Consider the following 18,427-nt stretch of genomic DNA (forward strand, 5'->3'; position numbering starts at 1 on the left):
TTATCCCATGAAAGCGTCGTAAAGCAGCTTGCTGCCGGTAATAAACAGCAAGCCAAAACAGATACGGTAGAACCAGGTCTCGTTGATGCGATGGTGCATCCAGTAGCCCAGCTTTACGCCGACCGGCGCCAGCAGGGCGAGGGTCGCGGAGGTGGTCAGGTTGGCTGTATCGAACTGCCCGAGCAGCGCGTAGGGGATCAGCTTCAGGTAGTTGATCGCCGCGAACATCAGGATGGTGGTACCGATGAAGATGCTTTTTTCCAGCCGCAATGGCAGCAGGTAGATATTCAGCGGCGGGCCGCCGGCATGCACGCTGAAGCTGGTAAACCCGGTCAGTATGCCCCAGAACCCTCCACGCAGGGAGCTGGGTTGACGCGGTTCCTTGCTGCCGGGGCGCAGCCAGTAGTTCAGCGTGAACAGCACGGCAATGCTGCCGATGATGAACTTCAGGTGCTGCTCGCTCAGGTAGCGGAAGGTCAGCGCGCCGATCAGGATGCCGATCAGCGCCGCAGGCACCAGCACTTTCAGCAGTGAACGGTCGAACTTGCCGCGGAAACTCCACATCGCCGCCAGATCCATCAGGCAGAGGATCGGCAGCATAATGGCGGCGGCCTGTATCGGGCTGATCACCAGCGACATCAGCGGCACGGCAACCAGGCCCAGACCACCGCCAAAACCGCCCTTGGAGATGCCGACGATCAGGATCGCCGGAATGGCGGCGGCGTAAAACAGGGGATCGGTAATCATCCTTTGGCCGGTTCCTCTGCCAGTGGATCGCGATGCATGATCGGCAGTGTACTGCTCCAGTGACTGGAGGCTTTCTCCGCCTGTTCGGCGAGGCGCTGCAGCTGGCTGCAGGCATCCAGCAGCGCCATGCTCTCCTCTGCTCCGATGTGGCCCATCACGGTCTCCTTCAGCAGGCTCTCTTTCAGTTCTTGATAGAGTTGATGGACGTCGCGCATCAACTGGTGGCTTTGGTAACCCTGAGTGCTGCTCTGTTCGCTGATCTCGGCCATATCGACCAGGCGGATTACTGCCTGCTGGAACAGGAACAGCTGGTTGCGCAGACCGCTTTGCTGCAACTGTTCGAATACCGCGTGGTACTCAGGCATACGCGCGGAGAGGCGCGCCATCTCACTGAAGTAGCGGGCAACGCGTATCGAGATCGGCAGGGTTTCGCTGATCTCCATGCTCAGGTTCTGCCGTGCCAGCTCCTGGTTGAACTCGCTGATCTTGCCGACCAGTTGATAGATCCCCTGTGCCTGGGCTTCCAGCCGAGCCTGATTGGGCGTTTCGGCACTGATCGCTTCCCGCACCATGCGCGAGCAGTGTTGGCTGACCCGGGCCAGCTCCCGGTTTATCGCCTCAATGGCCAGTGAAGGGGTGGTCAGGATATTGGCGTCCAGGTAGCGTGGACGTCCCTCGTCCTCTTCCAGGCTGCGAAAGCGTTTCAGCAGGACCGCTTCCATACGATCGGTCAGGGGCCAGATCATCGCCACGCCGGTCAGGTTGAACAGGGTGTGGTAAAGAGCCAGTAGCGATACCAGATCGAAGCGCTGAGGATCTAGGCGATCGAGCCAGCCCGCCAGCAGCATCAGGAACACTAGCCCCACCGCGCCGGTGAGCAGGTTGAACAAGACGTGGGCGGCGGAGATCCGCTTCGCGCTCGGGGTTGCGCCGATCGATGCCAGTAGGGCCGTGGTGGTGGTACCCACATTGGCACCGATCACCAGTGCCGCGGCCGCCGACAGCGTGATCGAGCCGGTGTGGACCAGCGACAGGGCGATCGCCATCACCGCTGCCGATGCCTGCATCAGGAAGGTGAGCACGAAGCCGGCCAGTACGAACAGCGTCAGTGCCAGCGGGCTGTTGCCGATCTCGTTCAGCGGCACTTGCTCCGAGATGCCGTCAAAGCTGCTGCGCAGAAAATCCAGGCCGATGAAAAACAGGCCGAAACCGGCCAGGGCGGTACCGAAGTGACCCAGACGGCCGTTCTTGCTGACGGTACGTGCGACCATGCCGGCGCCGATCATCGGCAGAGCGAAGGCACTGATCTTGATCTTGAAGCCGATCAGTGCCACCAGCCAGCCGGTCATCGTGGTGCCGATGTTGCAACCGTAGATCACCGCGATCGACTGCCCCAGAGTCAATAGACCGGCGTTGACGAAGCCCAGGGTGGCCACGGTGACCGCACTCGACGATTGCACCACGGCAGTGATCAGTGTTCCGGAGAGTAATCCGCGCAGTTTCGACTTGGTGGCCGCTTGCAGTGCTTGCTTCAGTGATCGACCGGCAGCCTGCTTGAGGCCTGCGGTCATCAGTTGCATGCCGAGCAGGAACAGGCCGATACCGCCAATCAGTTGGCCCAGCATATCCAGGGTCATTGCCGCTCCGATGACAAAGGTGTACGCGGTGAAGTCTAACCAAGCTTGGTGAAGACTGCATCAGCCCTTTGCGGGTGTGCGCGCGAGCACCCATATTTCGACCCGTTCAGCCCCGGCCGTTTTCAACTGCTGCGCGATCTCCTCGGCGGTGCTGCCGGTGGTCATCACATCGTCCACCACCGCCACATGCGCCGGCACCTGACCAAGCAGTTGAAAGCTGCCGGCCAGGTTGATACCGCGGGAGGCCCTGTTCAGCCTGGCCTGCTGCAGGGTGGCGCGGCGTTTACGCAGCAGGTCGCTCCGCACGGGAATGCCCAGTTGGCGCCCAAGCTGCGAAGCGATCAGTTCTGCCTGGTTGAACCCGCGCATCGTGGCGCGCCAGGGGTGCATGGGAACCGGTAGCAGCAGTTCCGGGGGCTGTTCTATGCGATCACGCAGCAGTTGGGCGAATAGCCGGCTGAGCCAACCTAGCGCCTCTGGGCGGCGCTGGTATTTGATCGCCGGAATCAACTGGTTGATCGGAAAGGCATAGAGAAAAGCAGCGTGTGTGCGATCGAAAGGGGGCGAGCGCTGCTGGCAGCGGGCACAGAGCGCGTGGCCGGCGACACCGACGGGGATAGGGTCGGCACAGCGCCGGCAGGCGCCGATCAACCAGGGCAGGTCCGCGTGGCAGGCCTCACACAGGCCCAGTACGTCGGCTTTAGCGATCTGGCACAGATAGCAGGATTGATCAAAAAATAACCTGCAGTATCTTTCGATGTTTTTCATAAGTTGACAGTTCCCTCTGTCAGTTTATGATTGACCTCCATTGTCTCTGATCGGGCCCGAGTGCGCCTCAGGATCAGACTTACGGATATGCTGAACGGGAGCCGGACTCAATGCAAACCAATTACGATGTACGCCATGACTGGACCGAAGATGAGGTGAGGGCACTGTTCGAGTTGCCGTTCAATGACCTGCTGTTTCGCGCCCAGAGCGTTCATCGTCAGCATTTCGATCCCAATCAGGTGCAGGTCAGTACGCTGCTGTCGATAAAGACCGGTTCCTGTCCGGAAGACTGCAAATACTGCCCGCAGAGTGCCCATTATGACACCGGCCTGGAGAAGCAGCGGTTGATGGAGGTCGAGGCGGTACTGGCCAAGGCGCGTCAGGCCAAGGAGGCGGGCTCCACCCGTTTCTGCATGGGCGCGGCGTGGAAGCACCCGACCGATCGCGACATGCCTTATGTGCTGGAGATGGTCAAGGGGGTCAAGGAGCTGGGGCTGGAGACCTGCATGACGCTTGGCATGCTCAAGGAGAATCAGGCACAGCAGCTGGCCGAGGCCGGGTTGGACTACTACAACCACAATCTGGATACCTCGCCGGAGTTCTACGACAAGATCATCACCACCCGTACCTACCAGGATCGACTGGACACCCTGGGCCATGTACGCGATGCAGGGATGAAGATCTGCAGCGGCGGCATCCTCGGCATGGGCGAAACCGCCAAGGATCGCATCGGCCTGCTGCGCCAGCTGGCCAACCTGCCGCAGCAGCCGGAGTCGGTGCCGATCAACATGCTGGTCAAGGTCGAGGGCACGCCGCTGGAAAATGTGGAGGACCTGGATCCGCTGGAGTTTATCCGCAACATTGCGGTGGCCCGCATCATGATGCCGAAGTCCCATGTCCGTCTGTCTGCCGGTCGCGAGCAGATGTCCGATGAGCTGCAGGCGATGGCGTTCTTCGCCGGTGCCAACTCGGTGTTTTATGGCGAGTGCCTGCTGACCACGCCGAACCCGGAGACCCACCGCGATATCCAGCTGTTCAAGCGCCTGGGGATCAACATGGAGCAGCGCATCGAAGCCTCCGACGAGGAGCAGGCGCAGGCGATCAACCGCGATCTGCAGGCGCAGCAGGACAACGCGCTGTTCTACGAAGCGGTCAACTGAGGGCGGTCGATGTCATTCGATCAGCTCGAAGCCGCGCTGGCGGAGCGCCGCTCTGCGCATCTCTATCGCCGTCGGCGGCTGCTGCAGTCACCGCAGGGGCCGGAGATCGTCGTTGACGGCGTGCCTGGTCTTGCGTTCTGTTCCAACGATTACCTGGGGCTGGCCAACCATCCCGCGCTGAAACAGGCGATGATCGAAGGCGTCGAGCGTTTCGGTGTCGGCGGCGGTGCCTCCCATCTGGTGATGGGGCACAGCGCGGCGCACCATGCGTTGGAGGAGGCGCTGGCCGAGTGGACCGGACGTCCCCGGGCACTGCTGTTCTCCACCGGCTATATGGCCAATATGGGCACTATCAACGCGCTGCTGGACAAGCAGGATGCGGTGTTCGAGGATCGCCTCAACCACGCCTCGTTGCTCGATGGCGGACTGCTCAGCGGTGCCCGTTTCCAGCGCTACCTGCACAACGATAGCGATAGTCTTGAACAGCGCCTGGCCAAGACCGAGGCTCGGCGCAAGCTGGTGGTGACCGACGGCGTGTTCAGCATGGATGGGGATATCGCCGACCTGCCTGGGCTCAGTGCTAAAACCCGCGACGCCGGTGGCTGGCTGATGGTCGACGATGCCCATGGCTTTGGCTGCCTGGGCGAGCAGGGCGGCGGTTGCGTCGAGCATTTCGGACTGGGCATCGACGAGGTGCCGGTGCTGGTCGGTACGCTGGGCAAGGCGTTCGGCACTGCAGGCGCCTTCGTCGCCGGCAGTGAGACCCTGATCGAAACCCTGATCCAGTTTGCCCGCAGCTATATCTACACCACCAGCATGCCGCCGGCGGTGGCTTGGGCTACCCTGGCCAGCCTCAAGCTGGTGCGCGAAGAGAGCTGGCGCCGCGACAAACTGAACAAGTTGATTGCACAGTTCCGCCGTGGCGCAGCTGAGCTCGGTTTCGAGTTGATGGACTCGCCGACGCCGATCCAGCCGATCCTGATCGGTGAGGCCGACCAGGCGCTGCGCATTAGCCAGGTATTGGAGCAGCAGGGCATCTATGTCACCGCGATCAGGCCGCCGACGGTACCCGCGGGCAGCTCCCGTCTGCGCGTGACCCTGACCACTGCGCACTCCGAGCAGCAGGTCAACCGGTTGCTCGAGGCACTGGGCCAGGCTCGCAATGCCCTCTCCCAAGGAGCCATGCCTCAAGTTGACCTTCCTCAAGGTGATAAGGCATGAGGCTGCATACCGAACACTATGGCGCAGGCCCTGATCTGGTCCTGCTGCATGGCTGGGGGCTCTCCAGCGCCATCTGGCAACCGTTGATCGAGCCATTGTCGAAACACTATCGCCTGACCCTGATCGACCTGCCCGGTCTTGGACAGTCACCGGTGCTGAAGAGCACGACCATCGACTCCGTAACCGATGCGCTGCTTGCCGTTGCACCGGAGCGGGCGGTCTGGCTGGGCTGGTCGCTGGGTGGTGCGCTGGCGTTGGCGGCGGCAAGCCGTGCGCCTGAGCGGATCAGTAAGCTGGTGCTGGCCGCCGCGACCCCCTGTTTCGTGCAGCGAGATGACTGGCCCTGTGCCATGGCCAAAGACACTTTCGATGCCTTTACCTCCAGCCTTGGCGCGGATGCCGCCAAAACGCTGAACCGCTTTGCCATGCTGCAAACCCAGGGTAGTGCCTGCGCCCGCCTGGAGCTGCGCCTGCTCAAGCAGGTGGTTGCCGGCAGCGCAGCAGAGCAGCAGGGGCTGGCAGCGACGCTGGCGCTGCTGGGAGAAGATCTGCGTTCGCTGCTGGCGCGTACGGTACAACCGCTGATGCTGGTGCTTGGCGAGCAGGATCCGCTGGTGCCGGTCGCCGTGGCTGAGCGGATCGAATCATTGTGTCCAGAGGCATCGATTCGCCGCTATACGACGGCGGCACACCTGCCCTTTATCACCGACCCGACGAGTTTTGTCGAAGACCTGAATGGATTTGTCTCGGGGAGCGGGCGATGAATGCCATGGTACGTGATAAGCGCCTGGTTGCCCGGTCGTTCAGCCGCGCAGCCGCGACTTACGACAGCGTCGCCGGGCTACAGCGCAGCGTCGCCGATGCGCTGTTGGCCAGACTGCCGCAAGGGTCGCCGGGGGTGGTGCTCGATCTCGGCAGCGGTACCGGATACGCATCCGAAACTTTGCGCCGGCGCTATCCGCAGGCGCTGTTGCTCAGTCTGGATCTGGCTGAGGGGATGCTCGGGTATGCGCGCTCTCGCCAACCGCTGACCTCTCACCACCATATATGCGGCGATGCCGAAGCCTTGCCACTGGCCGATAACAGTGTCGACCTGATCTACTCCAGCCTCGCCATCCAGTGGTGTGAACAACCCCTGGACCTGTTTGCTGAACTGCGCCGGGTGCTGAAGCCGGGCGGACAGCTGCTGATTGCCACGCTGGGGCCCGAGACGTTGATTGAGCTGAAGCAGGCCTGGGCGCGGGTGGACGACGACCGTCATGTCAACGAGTTCTGCCCGCTGTTGGCGCTGCGGGCGGCGGCAGCGGGTCTGGCCTCACTGGATGAAAGCATCGAACGGCGGGTGTTGGAGTATGATCATCTCAGTGAACTGATGCATGAGCTCAAGGCGTTGGGTGCCCATAACGTAAACCCGCGTCAACAGCAGGGCTTGTCCGGTATCTCCAGACTGAGAACGCTATCGCGCGCCTATGATGAGCTGCGCCTCGAAAACGGTGCGCTGCCGGCAAGCTATGAAGTCTACTATCTGGCCTGGATGAAGGATTCAGCGTGAAACAGATCTACTTTGTCACCGGCACCGATACCGATGCCGGCAAGACGCTGGTTGCCTCGGGTTTGTTGCATAAAGCGAATGAGATGGGGCTGCGCACCATCGGCCTGAAGCCGGTTGCCGCAGGCTGTGACGAGACCGCGGAGGGGCTCAGGAACTCCGACGCCCTGATCCTGCAGCAAACCGCCAGCGTCAAGCTCGGCTACGATCAGGTCAATCCGGTTGCGCTGGCCGAGCCGATGGCGCCCCATATAGCGGCGTTACGTGAGAATCGCCGGCTCAGTGCCGAACGCCTGGTCGCGTTTTGTCGCGGGGCGCTGATGCAGCCTGCTGATTTCGTACTGATCGAGGGGGCCGGTGGTTGGCGTGTCCCGCTCAACCAGTCCGAAACCCTGGCGCGTGTTCCACAGCAGTTACAGATACCGGTGATCATGGTGGTAGGGATGAAACTCGGTTGCATCAGCCATGCGCTGCTGACCGCTGAAGCGATCTCTCGTGACGGGCTGACCCTGGCCGGGTGGGTGGCGAATGTGGTCGACCCGGATATGCCGGTGCTGCAGGAGAACATCGATACCATTCGTGGCGCGCTGCGTGCGCCGTTGCTGGGTGTGGTGCCGCATCTGGATCGCGCTACCCCGGCTGAGGCTGCCGCGCATCTCGATTTTCAATTGCTTGAATTGTCCAAAAAGTGAACAATTCTCGATAAAGGCGCTATACTGGTCGGGAAATTGTCAACGTGATGAAGGGTGAACGATGATCAATGGAATCCTCTCCCAGAGCGCGGCACTTTATCAGACCAATAGAAGCGTCGATGGTGTGCAGCGTGCCGCCGGCGATCTCCAGGGCAGTGGACAGCCGCAGGAGCCAGAGCTGGCCTCCGGTAGCCGGGTCGACGCTGCGCTCAAGGACACCACGGTCAACCCCAATGAAGCCGGGGCCAGAACCAAGGTGGTTGAAGAGCCAAGTGAGGCGCTGGGGCTCATCATCGACACGCGGGCGTAATGCCGCCATTAACAGACGATGCAGGATCCTAGTGAAGGTTGGTTCGGGGAAGCGCGATGATCTCGGCGATCTCAACAGCCCATACCGCATACACCACGCTGACTCCGGGCAACCGGGGTGCAGAGGCGGCCAGTCTCGACGAGCGCAGTCGTGAGCAGAAAGCCGCGCCTCCCGCCGCTGGTACCAGGACCCAACCCGCAGACTCTCAATCCTCGACACAAAATGGTGTTAGCGTGGGCTTGCGCGGTGATCAGCGTGTCATTGGCAGTCAGCGCAGCTCCGATGTCGACCAGCAGGAGATCGAAAAGCTGGCGGCCCGTGATCGCGAGGTGCGCGCGCATGAACGGGCGCATCAATCAGCCGCTGGCGGCTTGGCCGGCGGCGCCAGCTTCACCTATCAGCGCGGCCCGGATGGCAAACAGTACGCAATAGGCGGCGAGGTCAGCATCGCCGCGCCCACCGCCAGTGGCGATCCGGAAGCAGACCTGGAAAAGGCTCAGATCGTGCTGCGCGCCGCACTGGCACCGGCGGACCCCTCCGGGCAGGACCTGAAGGTGGCGGCTGCGGCCCGGGCGCTGGCCAGCGAAGCCCAGGTCGAGCTTGCCACGCAGTCCAATGACACGGAGAGCGACGGGCGGGTGCAGCAGGAAGACTCCCCCGCGGCAGCGGAAGCGAAGGCGTCCGTCGGTTTCACTCCAGCGCCAGATCGCTCGTCGGTCGAACAGGCGAGCCAGCCTGATGTCGCGGCAATTCAGTCGTCGGTGCCGGATAGGCCCACCGCTGAAGAGGCGCCGTCAACGATCGAGGCCTATGAACAGAGGCTGGCCGAGAGTGAAGAGCGTCGAGCCGACTTTGAGGAGCAGCAACGCGAGCGTGAACAACGTGCGGAGCAGCTTGCCGAGTACCAGCAGCAGATGGCGCAGCTGCAGCAGCGTCTGGCGGAGATCAATCAGAAGTTTGCCCAGTCCGGCGCGCTGGATATCCAGTACCTGGCCGGTTCCTTTATCGACGCTCAGGCCTGATCGTCGAGGAAGCGCTCCACCAGGCGGTTAAACGCCGCCGGTTTTTCCGCGTGCAGCCAGTGTCCCACCCCATCAATCACCTTGTACCCCGCGTTGGGGAAGCGGCTTTTGATTGCCTCCGCGTGTTCCGGAAGCAGGTAATCAGAGTCGCCGCCCTTGATAAACAGCACGGGGCCGCTGTACACACCCTCTGTCGGCGCGGCTGCGATATGGCGATACTCGCGGTGCAGCGCTTCCAGGTTCATCTTCCAGCTGAAACCGCCCTCAGCGACACGTTGCAGGTTCTTGAGCAGGAATCCACGTACACCGGTAGAGTCGATATGTTCGGCCAACTGTTGATCGGCTGCGGAGCGGGAGCTGATCGTGTCGAGATCGACACTGAGCAAGCCGGCAAACACATCGTTATGGTGAGGCGGGTATTCGACCGGTGCAATATCGGCGACGATCAGCCGTTCCACCCGCTGGGGGTGGTCCAGTGCCAGCTGCATCGCGACCTTGCCGCCCATGGAGTGGCCGAGTATTGAAGCCTTGTCGACGCCGAGTCGGTCCATCAGCGCGATGACATCCTCCGCCATCAGGTGATAGCTGATGCTGTCATCGTGGGGTGAGCTGCCGTGGTTGCGCAGGTCAGCGGCGATAATGTCGAACTTCTCGCTCAGTTTTTTGACCTGAAAGCCCCAGTTCTCCCAAGTGCCGAACAGGCCGTGCAGGATCAGCAGCGTCGGACCGTTGCCGGTGCGGTGGTAGTGCAGTTCCATGGTGGGGCTCCTGTAGGTTAAGAGGCTGTATGGGGCTTGGGTTCGGAGATTGGCAGTGAGGGATGTTGCTTTCCGGGACACGCTGTGAATACGTCCCTGTACGCTCGTCTGCCGCCATCCCTGGCGGCAGACGGTCCCGGAAAGCAACACCCCTCCCTGCCTTGGATAGCTCGGTGCGGGCCGCCGGACAAGTATTTAGAGAATATCGATCAACTCGACATCGAACACCAGGGTGGAGTAGGGCGGAATGCCGCCGGGCGAGCCCTGGGCGCCGTACGCCAGCTGGTAGGGGATATAGAGCTTCCACTTGGCGCCGACATTCATCAGCTGCAGCGCTTCGGTCCAGCCGGCGATAACGCCGCCAACCGGGAACTCGGCGGGAGTGCCGCGCTGATAGGAGCTGTCGAACACGCGGCCGTCGCTGAACGTACCGTGATAGTGAACACGCACTTTGCTGCTGCGCTCAGGCTTGGCCGAGCTCTCGTCACCGGACTCGACCACTTCGTACTGCAGGCCCGATTCCAGGGTTACAACGCCGTCGCGCTTGGCGTTCTCGGCGAGGAAATCGATGCCGGCCTGCATCGCGGCCTTGGCTTCCTGCTCCTGTTTTTCGCGCAGACGCTGGTTCAGTTCGTTGAACGCCGCGGTCAGGTCCTCGGCGCTCACCCGCAGGGATTCACCGTTGAATGCGTCCCTAAGACCGGCGGCTGCGGCTTCGATATCGACGCCGTCGAAGCCGTTTTGGGCCAGCTGGTCGCCCATCTGGCGGCCGATGCCGTAGCTGGCGCGCTGCTCGGTTGTTTCCAGGATCAGGTCACTCATACTTGCTTTGTCCGTGTTTCGAGAATTAGGGCGCTAGAGACTACCACAGCAGGGCGGTCATTGCCCGTCGAGGAACAGCAGCGGGTCGACCCGCACGTTGTTCAGGCTGACGCTCCAGTGCAGGTGGGGGCCGGTTACTCGGCCGGTTGAACCGACCTTACCGATGGCGTCCCCCATGTCGAGCTGGTCACCGAGGGCAACATCGATCTTGCTCATATGGCAGTACATGGTGGTCAGGCCGTAACCGTGATCGACGATCACCGTGTTGCCGTTGAAAAAGTAGTTGCCGACCGCCACCACAGTGCCCGGGGCCGGAGCGGTAATCGGGGCCCCTTCGGGCGCTGCAATGTCCAGTCCGCTGTGCGGCTTGCGTGGCTGCTTGTTGAAGAAGCGGCGCAAACCGAAGGGGCTGCTGAAAGGGCCCAGGGCTGGCAGTGCGAAACCGGTAGTCGGCTCGGATGGAGCAGACCAGTGCGTGAACGCGGCGCCCATCTCGGCCGATTCGCGGCGCCAGCGTTTGATCTGCTCGGGGTCGGGTTCGACGTATTTCTTCTCCTTGACGGTCAGATACTGGCTCTCGTACTGCTTGTCGTCGATGCGAAAGCTGTAACCGCCCTGGTCCAGGGTGAGCTGCTGAGTTTCGTCCGCCTTTGCGTCCAGCGGGATGCCGACCACCGCGACCCAACCGCTGTTCTCTCCCGGTACCACCATGACGCGGTTGTTACCGTAGTGGACCTCCGGTGCCTGTTCGCTGTCGATGCCGGTCAGGGGGACAAGCGCGACACCGCCGGGCACCCGGGCTTCCTTGGGCATCGCCAGCGCCAGAGTCGGTAGAAACAGGGCTGCAACCAGCCAATTATGCACTCTCATCTTCTTCATTCCCCCGGTTCGATACTGTCCACGGTGCAGGTCAGTCGTCCCCTGTGCAGCCTGGCTTCGAGCCGTTCGCCCGGGCTGACCTGCTCAGCAGATGACACTGCCTGACCCGCCGGGTTCAACAAAATCGAGTAGCCGCGCTCGAGTGTTGCCAGCGGGCTGACTGATTGCAGTTTGCCGCTCTGCTGCGCCAGACGCAGCCGGTTGCGCTCCAGATGCCGCTGCATCAGTCGCGACAGCAGAGGCTGCAGTTGCTGAAGCTGGTGGCGGTATTGCTCGAGCCGCCGCGCCGGTGTTACCCGCTGGAGTCGAGCGTTCAGTTCGGTCAAGCGATTGCGGCGCTGTTCCAGTAGTCGCTGGGTGGCGCGCTGGAGCCGGAGCTCCAGCCGATCCAGCGCCTGCATATGTTCGCGTACCCGCTCGCCAGGGTGGCGCAGGCGCTGCCGGGCGCCCTGTAGTTGATGACGTTTGCGCTCCAGTTGCCAGCCGATGCGGGATTCCAGACGCCGCCGCAGCTGGTTCAGTCTTAGCAACAGGGCATGTCGGTCTGGGCTGAGCAGTTCAGCGGCCGCTGACGGAGTGGCTGCGCGCTGGTCGGCGACCAGATCGCTGATCGAGATATCTACCTCATGGCCGACCGCCGAGACGATCGGAATGGCCGACGCGGCGATGGCGCGAGCGACGATCTCCTCGTTGAACGGCCAGAGATCTTCCAGCGAGCCGCCGCCGCGGCCGACGATCAGTACGTCGCACTGGGCATGGCGGTTGGCCAGGTCGATGGCGGCAACGATCTGACCGGCCGCCTCCTGGCCCTGTACCGCGGTGGGATAGAGGGTAACCGGCAGGCCGGGAAAGCGGCGCTTGAGCACGGTGAGGATGTCGTGGATTGCGGCGCCGCTGGGTGAGGTGACTACACCCAGATGGCGGGGATGCGGCGGCAGCGGGCGTTTGCGAGTGCTGTCGAACAGCCCCTCCTTGTCGAGCTTCGCTTTCAGCGCATCGAACGCCTGCTGCAGCTGGCCCAGACCGCTCTTCTCCATCCGCTCGCAGATTAGCTGGTAATCGCCACGCCCCTCGTAGAGGCTGACGCGGGCGGTGACCAGCACCTCATCCCCTTCGCGGGGGACAAAACCGGTTCTCTGGTTGCTGTTGCGGAACATGGCGCAGCGTACCTGGGCCTTGCTGTCCTTCAGCGTGAAATACCAGTGGCCGGAGGAGGGGCGGGCCAGGTTGCTGATTTCGCCGATCACCTGGATCGACAGAAATGAGTGTTCGAGCAGGGATTTGACCTGCCGGTTCAGGGCGCTGACGCTGAGCGCGCGGTGGGCTGTGGGCTGCATAATCATGGCGCCATTCTACCGTGGTTTGAGCCCAAGATGGCAGGCGGGCGGTAGAGAAGATTTTATCTGTCACAACCGAGATCTAAATTGAGCTTGGCGCTGTATTTCTGTAGAATTACGCGTTTCACTTTTTACGAACTCTCTATATCAATACAGGCTGGCTAACAATGTTGCGAATCGTTGAGGAAGCTCTCACTTTTGATGATGTTTTGCTGGTGCCTGGTTACTCCGAGGTCCTGCCCAAGAGCGTGTCTCTGAAGAGCCGACTGACCAAAGGGATCGAGCTGAATATCCCTCTGGTATCTTCAGCAATGGATACGGTAACTGAGGCCCGTCTGGCGATTGCGATGGCCCAGGAAGGTGGAATCGGAATTATCCACAAGAACCTGACGCCGGAAGAACAGGCGGCTCAGGTACGTAAGGTCAAGAAATTCGAGTCCGGTGTCGTCACCGATCCGGTGACCTGCACATCGAACACCACCGTACGTGAGATTCTGGAGCTGGCACAGCAGTACGGCTTCTCCGGCTTCCCGGTCGTCGATGGCGAGGAGCTGGTCGGTATCGTGACCAGCCGTGACGTGCGCTTCGAAAGCGATCTGGATGCCCGTGTATGCACCATCATGACGCCGAAGGAGAAACTGGTTACCGCGCGCGAAGGTGAAGAGGTTTCCGTCATCAGCGAACTGCTGCGCAAGCACCGCATCGAAAAGATCCTGCTGGTGGACGACAAGTTTGCCCTGCGTGGCATGGTTACCGTCAAGGATATGAACAAGGCGCAGGCCTACCCCAATGCCGCGAAGGATGACAAGGGGCGCCTGATCGTCGGAGCCGCGGTGGGTACCGGTGCCGAGACCGAAGATCGTGTGCGTGCACTGGTGGCTGCGGGTGTCGACCTGATCGTGGTCGACACCGCGCATGGCCACTCCAAGGGTGTGATCGACCGCGTGGCCTGGGTCAAGCAGAACTTCCCGGAAGTGCAGGTTGTTGGCGGTAACATCGCGACTGCAGAAGCGGCGATCGCGCTGGCCGAAGCCGGCGCCGATGGCGTCAAGGTGGGTATCGGTCCCGGTTCTATCTGCACCACCCGTATTGTCGCCGGTATCGGCGTTCCGCAGATCAGCGCGGTGGCCAACGTGGCCGAGGCGATGAAAGATCTGGGCGTGCCGGTCATTGCCGATGGCGGTATCCGCTTCTCCGGTGATATCGCCAAGGCGATCGCGGCCGGTGCGGCTGCGGTGATGGTCGGCTCCATGCTGGCCGGTACCGATGAGGCGCCGGGCGAGGTCGAGCTGTTCCAGGGGCGTGCGTTCAAGTCATACCGTGGTATGGGGTCGCTCGGCGCAATGTCCGGTAGCACCGGCTCTTCCGACCGCTACTTCCAGGACGCCAAGGCCGGGGTCGACAAATTGGTGCCGGAAGGTATCGAAGGTCGGGTACCCTGCAAGGGCCCGATGAGCGGTGTCGTACATCAACTGATGGGCGGCCTGCGTGCCTCCATGGGTTATACCGGTTCCGCTACCGTTGACGAGATGCGTACCAAGCCCAAGTTTGTACGTATCACCAACGCCGGCATGAGCGAAAGCCATGTACACGATGTGAGCATTACCAAAGAAGCGCCGAACTATCGAATCGGCTGATCGCTAAACTGAGATATGGACAGGAGTGGGGCGGGTGCCGCCCCACTTTTCGTTTCTGTCGCTTTGGAGCCTCCGGGTTTCGGTGGAGTCATAAGAGATGACCAAAGATATTCATGCACAACGTATCCTGATTCTTGATTTCGGGTCGCAGTACACCCAGCTGATCGCACGCCGTGTGCGGGAAATCGGCGTGTACTCGGAGATCCACCCCTTCGATATGACCGAAGAGGAGATCCGCGAGTTTGCACCCAAAGGGATTATCCTGGCCGGTGGTCCGGAATCGGTGACCGAGTTGGATTCTCCCCGCGCGCCGACCTGTGTATTCGAGATGGGGATACCGGTGCTGGGTATCTGTTACGGCATGCAGACCATGGCCGAGCAGCTGGGCGGTAAGGTGTCCAGCTCCGACAAGCGGGAGTTCGGTTACGCGCGTGTGCGTCTGGCGGACAGCCCGAGCCGGATGCTGGAGGGGATCGAGGACCATATCGCCAACAACGGCTCCCTGTCGCTGGACGTCTGGATGAGCCATGGCGACAAGGTGGTGGAGCTGCCGGAAGGTTTCCATATCATTGCGGCCACCGAGTCCGCGCCGATCGCTGCCATGTGCGATCCCAAGCGCAACCTGTATGGCGTTCAGTTCCACCCGGAAGTGACCCACACCAAGCAGGGGATGCGTATTCTGGAGCGTTTCGTCTGTGAGATCGCCGGTGCTGAAAAGCTCTGGACGGCCGCAAATATCATCAACGATCTGATCGACAAGGTGCGGGCGCAGGTCGGCGATGAAAAGGTGCTGCTCGGCCTGTCCGGTGGTGTCGACTCTTCCGTCGTTGCGGCGCTGCTGCACAAGGCGATCGGTGACCGTCTGACCTGCGTATTCGTCGACAACGGCCTGCTGCGCAAGCGCGAAGGCGATCAGGTGATGGATATGTTCGCCCGCAACATGGGCGTCAACGTGATCCGCTCCGACGCCGAGGATCAGTTCCTGGGCCGTCTTGAAGGGGTTGCCGACCCTGAAGCCAAGCGCAAGATCATCGGTAACACCTTTATCGAGGTGTTCGACTACGAAGCTGGCCGTCTGACCGATTGCCGCTTTCTGGCGCAGGGTACCATCTACCCGGACGTGATCGAGTCCGCTGCCGCCAAGACCGGCAAGGCGCACGTGATCAAGTCGCACCACAACGTGGGCGGCCTGCCGGAGGACATGAAGTTCGAGCTGGTCGAGCCGCTGCGTGAACTGTTCAAGGATGAGGTGCGCAAGATCGGCCTGGAGCTGGGTCTGCCCTACGACATGGTCTACCGTCACCCCTTCCCGGGTCCGGGTCTGGGTGTGCGTATCCTCGGCGAGGTGAAGAAGGAGTACGCGGAGATCCTGCGCGAAGCGGACGCGATCTTCATCGAAGAGCTGCATAATCACGACTGGTACCACAAGACCAGTCAGGCGTTCGCCGTATTCCTGCCGGTGAAGTCGGTCGGCGTGGTCGGTGATGGCCGTCGCTACGAGTACGTTATCGCCCTACGTGCCGTTGAGACCATCGACTTCATGACCGCGCGCTGGGCGCACCTGCCGTACGAGCTGCTGGAAACCGTCTCCAGCCGTATCATCAACGAGATCGCCCAGGTATCCCGTGTCACCTACGATGTGTCGAGCAAGCCGCCGGCAACCATCGAGTGGGAATAAGCATTATCGGTTATAGTGAAAGCCCGCATCAGCGGGCTTTTTATGTTCAGGATGTACGGTATGCCGCGAGCGCAAGGGCCGCTTTTTGCTCCTGCAAAAGCGGCATTCACGCGGGGCGGCCATCCGCCATCCATGACGCTCATGCGCAGGAGTGGGGTGTGTTGTATTCGGAGACTGGGTTTTGACTGATCAGATCGAGCATTCGGCTGAGGACGAACGCTGGATGCAGGAAGCGCTGGCGCTGGCCGAGCGTGCCGCCGAGTTGGGTGAGGTGCCGGTGGGTGCGGTGGTGGTGCGTGACGGCGAGATCATCGGTCGAGGTTGGAATCATCCGATCAGCGGTTGTGATCCCACTGCGCACGCCGAGATCATGGCGCTGCGGGACGCGGCGCAGCGATCGCAAAACTACCGGCTGGTCGATGCGGAGCTCTACGTGACCATCGAGCCCTGCACCATGTGCGCCGGTGCGATCGTACATGCCCGTATCGGGCGGGTGGTGTTCGGTGCCGTAGAGCCCAAGGCGGGGGCGGTACTGAGCCGGTCGTCGCTGTTCGATACGGATTGGGTCAACCATCGTGTGCAGTGGCAGGGCGGCGTGTTGGCACAGCGCTGCAGTGCGCGGATCAGCGCCTTCTTCGCCGAGCGCCGCGAGCAGAAGAGGCGGCAGAGGGAGCGGGATCGATCCGCATCTGAATCACAGGGTGGGTGATATTTCGCTTACCGGGGAGGAGTCTGGGCGTTCCTTGTTAGGGCTGGTGTCGGGCTCTTCGCCACTTTCCTCTTTTCGACCGTTTTCGCCATGCTTGTTGCGGGCCTGGGTAACCTGCTCCTCCCAGCGCAGCATCTCCATATACTTACGGATGTTGGCGACATAGGTCACCGGCTCATAACCGCGGGCATAGCCGTAGCGCAGTTTGGAATAGTACTTTTCGTTGGCCAGAAGTGGCAAAAACTCGCGCACATCCTGCCAGCGGTCGGGATCCTTGCCGCCGCGCTGGGTCAGGATACGGGCATCCTCCAGGTGGCCAAAGCCGATGTTGTAGCCGGCCAGGGCGAACCAGGTGTGGTCCGGTTCGGTAATGCGCTCGGGTATTTTTGCGCGAACTTGCACCAGGTACTGGGCGCCGCCGAGGATGCTTTGGCGAGGATCGGTGCGGTCGGCGACACCGACTTCGGTAGCCGCTCCTTCGGTCAGCATCATGATCCCCTTGACCCCGGTAGGGGATACCGCGTCTTCACGCCAGTGCGATTCCTGATAGGCGATGGCGGCCAGCAGCAGATGATCGATGCCGCTCTCCTGGGATGCGAGCATGAAGTACTGCTCCAGTGGCGGGTAACGCTCCTCCAGCGCTTTGCGGAATTCGCTGGTGTCGAAAAAGTTGAGCTTGTTTTGGCGTGAGAAGTAGCGCTCCTCAAGGCTCTTGATCAGCTCCTGCGTCTCTGGGAGTGCGAAGAATTTATCCAGTTCGCGCTTCAGTGTGCCGTCGTAATGTTTTGCCAGCATCCAGGCAATGGGTTGGGGGGGCTCCAGCTCGAAGCCTTTGTTCAGGCCGGGATAAAACGATCGCTGGGCATCGAACACGGTGGAGTCCATCACCGTGTAATCAACGCTGCCGTCGTGCACCTGGTCGAGCAGATCGGTGGCCGCGTCGCTGTCCGACTCCTCCCATTCGAGCGGAGGATGTTGATGCTTCAGTCGGGCCAGCAGTTCGGCCTGGGCGGAACCTGCCAGAACCAGGATCTTGCTGTTGTACAGCTCCTCGATACTGTGCGGCTGCGGCTGACCCTGACGGATACGATAGATCACCGTGGGTGCACTCTTGCGATAAGTGGGACCAAACAGGAACTGCTTCTCGCGTTTTTCGGAGACGGTCAGGTTGGCGGCCGCAATATGGGCGTTGCGTTCACGGACGCTGGTAAACAGGTCGGCAAAAGTGGTGGGCAGGATCAGCTCCAGCCGCACGCCGAGATAGTCGGCAAATGCGCTGGCCAGTTCATATTCGAAACCGGCGGGTTTGCCCTTGTCGATGTAGTAGGTCATCGGCGTATTGCGCGTGGCAACCCGCAGCACACCGCGCTCTTTGATCGCTTCCACCTGGGTTGGGGTGTTGATGCTGATCAGCGTCAGTAGAAAAGCAATGACGGTCAGGCCCCAGAAGTAGACCAGCTCACGGAAGTAGGGTTTTTGCCGGAGTACAAACATCGTTCTG

Annotated in this window: 18 protein-coding genes; 10 read left to right on the plus strand and 8 right to left on the minus strand. The window is 61.5% G+C overall.

The window, feature by feature from the left end; translation table 11 throughout:
• The 3 genes from KQ940_RS02920 to KQ940_RS02930 are packed head-to-tail and all read right to left on the minus strand — an operon-like array spanning position 1 to position 3,152.
• On the minus strand, positions 1-747 hold the full coding sequence (locus KQ940_RS02920; protein ID WP_217411531.1) for a sulfite exporter TauE/SafE family protein: 747 nt from the start codon (positions 745-747) through the stop codon (positions 1-3).
• Positions 744-2,384, minus strand: coding sequence for a Na/Pi cotransporter family protein (locus tag KQ940_RS02925; protein WP_217411533.1), 1,641 nt, complete (start codon positions 2,382-2,384; stop codon positions 744-746). Before KQ940_RS02925 ends, KQ940_RS02920 begins: the two co-directional genes overlap by 4 nt.
• 60 nt (positions 2,385-2,444) lie before the next feature.
• Complete coding sequence (locus tag KQ940_RS02930; RefSeq protein WP_217411535.1) at positions 2,445-3,152, minus strand: ComF family protein; 708 nt, start codon at positions 3,150-3,152, stop codon at positions 2,445-2,447.
• Positions 3,153-3,262: 110 nt separating this feature from the next.
• On the opposite strand from KQ940_RS02930, the gene bioB reads away from it, so the two are divergent.
• The 7 genes from bioB (at position 3,263) to KQ940_RS02965 (ending at position 9,106) form a co-directional block, all read left to right on the plus strand.
• On the plus strand, positions 3,263-4,312 hold the full coding sequence (gene bioB, locus KQ940_RS02935) for a biotin synthase BioB (protein WP_217411537.1): 1,050 nt from the start codon (positions 3,263-3,265) through the stop codon (positions 4,310-4,312).
• Positions 4,313-4,321: 9 nt separating this feature from the next.
• A complete protein-coding gene (bioF, locus tag KQ940_RS02940) occupies positions 4,322-5,533 on the plus strand; it encodes an 8-amino-7-oxononanoate synthase (protein ID WP_217411539.1) in 1,212 nt (403 codons plus the stop codon).
• The gene (gene bioH / locus KQ940_RS02945; protein WP_217411541.1) at positions 5,530-6,297 is read left to right on the plus strand and encodes a pimeloyl-ACP methyl ester esterase BioH; all 768 of its coding nucleotides are present in this window, start codon (positions 5,530-5,532) and stop codon (positions 6,295-6,297) included. The genes bioF and bioH overlap by 4 nt, the downstream gene beginning before the upstream one ends.
• Positions 6,294-7,085, plus strand: coding sequence for a malonyl-ACP O-methyltransferase BioC (gene bioC, locus KQ940_RS02950; protein WP_217411543.1), 792 nt, complete (start codon positions 6,294-6,296; stop codon positions 7,083-7,085). Before bioH ends, bioC begins: the two co-directional genes overlap by 4 nt.
• A complete protein-coding gene (gene bioD, locus KQ940_RS02955; protein ID WP_217411545.1) occupies positions 7,082-7,774 on the plus strand; it encodes a dethiobiotin synthase in 693 nt (230 codons plus the stop codon). The genes bioC and bioD overlap by 4 nt, the downstream gene beginning before the upstream one ends.
• Positions 7,775-7,835: 61 nt before the next feature.
• Positions 7,836-8,084, plus strand: coding sequence for a hypothetical protein (locus KQ940_RS02960; protein ID WP_217411547.1), 249 nt, complete (start codon positions 7,836-7,838; stop codon positions 8,082-8,084).
• A gap of 56 nt (positions 8,085-8,140) precedes the next feature.
• Positions 8,141-9,106 carry a putative metalloprotease CJM1_0395 family protein gene (locus KQ940_RS02965; RefSeq protein WP_217411549.1) on the plus strand — a complete coding sequence of 322 codons (966 nt, stop codon included), beginning with the start codon at positions 8,141-8,143 and terminating at the stop codon, positions 9,104-9,106.
• Here KQ940_RS02965 and KQ940_RS02970 read toward each other — a convergent pair.
• The 4 genes from KQ940_RS02970 to xseA all read right to left on the minus strand — a co-directional run bounded on the left by KQ940_RS02970 (position 9,097) and on the right by xseA (position 12,902).
• Positions 9,097-9,864, minus strand: a complete 768-nt coding sequence (locus KQ940_RS02970) for an alpha/beta fold hydrolase (RefSeq protein ID WP_217411552.1) — start codon at positions 9,862-9,864, stop codon at positions 9,097-9,099. The genes KQ940_RS02965 and KQ940_RS02970 overlap by 10 nt on opposite strands.
• A gap of 195 nt (positions 9,865-10,059) precedes the next feature.
• Positions 10,060-10,686, minus strand: coding sequence for a BamJ family beta-barrel-assembly machinery protein (gene bamJ / locus KQ940_RS02975; RefSeq protein ID WP_217411554.1), 627 nt, complete (start codon positions 10,684-10,686; stop codon positions 10,060-10,062).
• Positions 10,687-10,743: 57 nt separating this feature from the next.
• Positions 10,744-11,565, minus strand: a complete 822-nt coding sequence (locus KQ940_RS02980) for a peptidoglycan DD-metalloendopeptidase family protein (protein WP_246589653.1) — start codon at positions 11,563-11,565, stop codon at positions 10,744-10,746.
• The gene (gene xseA, locus KQ940_RS02985; protein ID WP_217411556.1) at positions 11,562-12,902 is read right to left on the minus strand and encodes an exodeoxyribonuclease VII large subunit; all 1,341 of its coding nucleotides are present in this window, start codon (positions 12,900-12,902) and stop codon (positions 11,562-11,564) included. The genes KQ940_RS02980 and xseA overlap by 4 nt, the downstream gene beginning before the upstream one ends.
• A 167-nt stretch (positions 12,903-13,069) precedes the next feature.
• Between xseA and guaB the strand changes: the two genes are divergently transcribed.
• The 3 genes from guaB (at position 13,070) to tadA (ending at position 16,926) form a co-directional block, all read left to right on the plus strand.
• The gene (guaB, locus tag KQ940_RS02990; protein ID WP_217411558.1) at positions 13,070-14,539 is read left to right on the plus strand and encodes an IMP dehydrogenase; all 1,470 of its coding nucleotides are present in this window, start codon (positions 13,070-13,072) and stop codon (positions 14,537-14,539) included.
• Between the two features lie 97 nt (positions 14,540-14,636).
• Positions 14,637-16,217 carry a glutamine-hydrolyzing GMP synthase gene (gene guaA / locus KQ940_RS02995; protein WP_217411560.1) on the plus strand — a complete coding sequence of 527 codons (1,581 nt, stop codon included), beginning with the start codon at positions 14,637-14,639 and terminating at the stop codon, positions 16,215-16,217.
• Positions 16,218-16,398: 181 nt separating this feature from the next.
• Positions 16,399-16,926, plus strand: a complete 528-nt coding sequence (gene tadA / locus KQ940_RS03000) for a tRNA adenosine(34) deaminase TadA (RefSeq protein WP_281419177.1) — start codon at positions 16,399-16,401, stop codon at positions 16,924-16,926.
• On the opposite strand, the gene mltF is transcribed toward tadA, so the two are convergent.
• Entirely contained in the window at positions 16,912-18,420 is a 1,509-nt protein-coding gene (mltF, locus tag KQ940_RS03005; protein ID WP_217411562.1) for a membrane-bound lytic murein transglycosylase MltF, read from the minus strand. The two genes, tadA and mltF, sit on opposite strands and share 15 nt — an antisense overlap.
• Between the last annotated feature and the right edge of the window lie 7 nt (positions 18,421-18,427).

The organism is Marinobacterium ramblicola (assembly GCF_019084545.1).
Taxonomy (GTDB): Bacteria; Pseudomonadota; Gammaproteobacteria; order Pseudomonadales; family Balneatricaceae; genus Marinobacterium_D; species Marinobacterium_D ramblicola.

What these genes read in the sequence shown, in the direction of transcription:
- KQ940_RS02920 (WP_217411531.1), bottom strand. Translation starts at nt 747, where the DNA reads ATGATTACCGATCCCCTGTTTTACGCCGCCGCCATTCCGGCGATCCTG.
- KQ940_RS02925 (WP_217411533.1), bottom strand. Translation starts at nt 2,384, where the DNA reads ATGACCCTGGATATGCTGGGCCAACTGATTGGCGGTATCGGCCTGTTC.
- KQ940_RS02930 (WP_217411535.1), bottom strand. Translation starts at nt 3,152, where the DNA reads ATGAAAAACATCGAAAGATACTGCAGGTTATTTTTTGATCAATCCTGC.
- bioB (WP_217411537.1), top strand. Translation starts at nt 3,263, where the DNA reads ATGCAAACCAATTACGATGTACGCCATGACTGGACCGAAGATGAGGTG.
- bioF (WP_217411539.1), top strand. Translation starts at nt 4,322, where the DNA reads ATGTCATTCGATCAGCTCGAAGCCGCGCTGGCGGAGCGCCGCTCTGCG.
- bioH (WP_217411541.1), top strand. Translation starts at nt 5,530, where the DNA reads ATGAGGCTGCATACCGAACACTATGGCGCAGGCCCTGATCTGGTCCTG.
- bioC (WP_217411543.1), top strand. Translation starts at nt 6,294, where the DNA reads ATGAATGCCATGGTACGTGATAAGCGCCTGGTTGCCCGGTCGTTCAGC.
- KQ940_RS02960 (WP_217411547.1), top strand. Translation starts at nt 7,836, where the DNA reads ATGATCAATGGAATCCTCTCCCAGAGCGCGGCACTTTATCAGACCAAT.
- KQ940_RS02965 (WP_217411549.1), top strand. Translation starts at nt 8,141, where the DNA reads ATGATCTCGGCGATCTCAACAGCCCATACCGCATACACCACGCTGACT.
- KQ940_RS02970 (WP_217411552.1), bottom strand. Translation starts at nt 9,864, where the DNA reads ATGGAACTGCACTACCACCGCACCGGCAACGGTCCGACGCTGCTGATC.
- bamJ (WP_217411554.1), bottom strand. Translation starts at nt 10,686, where the DNA reads ATGAGTGACCTGATCCTGGAAACAACCGAGCAGCGCGCCAGCTACGGC.
- KQ940_RS02980 (WP_246589653.1), bottom strand. Translation starts at nt 11,565, where the DNA reads ATGAAGAAGATGAGAGTGCATAATTGGCTGGTTGCAGCCCTGTTTCTA.
- xseA (WP_217411556.1), bottom strand. Translation starts at nt 12,902, where the DNA reads ATGCAGCCCACAGCCCACCGCGCGCTCAGCGTCAGCGCCCTGAACCGG.
- guaB (WP_217411558.1), top strand. Translation starts at nt 13,070, where the DNA reads ATGTTGCGAATCGTTGAGGAAGCTCTCACTTTTGATGATGTTTTGCTG.
- guaA (WP_217411560.1), top strand. Translation starts at nt 14,637, where the DNA reads ATGACCAAAGATATTCATGCACAACGTATCCTGATTCTTGATTTCGGG.
- mltF (WP_217411562.1), bottom strand. Translation starts at nt 18,420, where the DNA reads ATGTTTGTACTCCGGCAAAAACCCTACTTCCGTGAGCTGGTCTACTTC.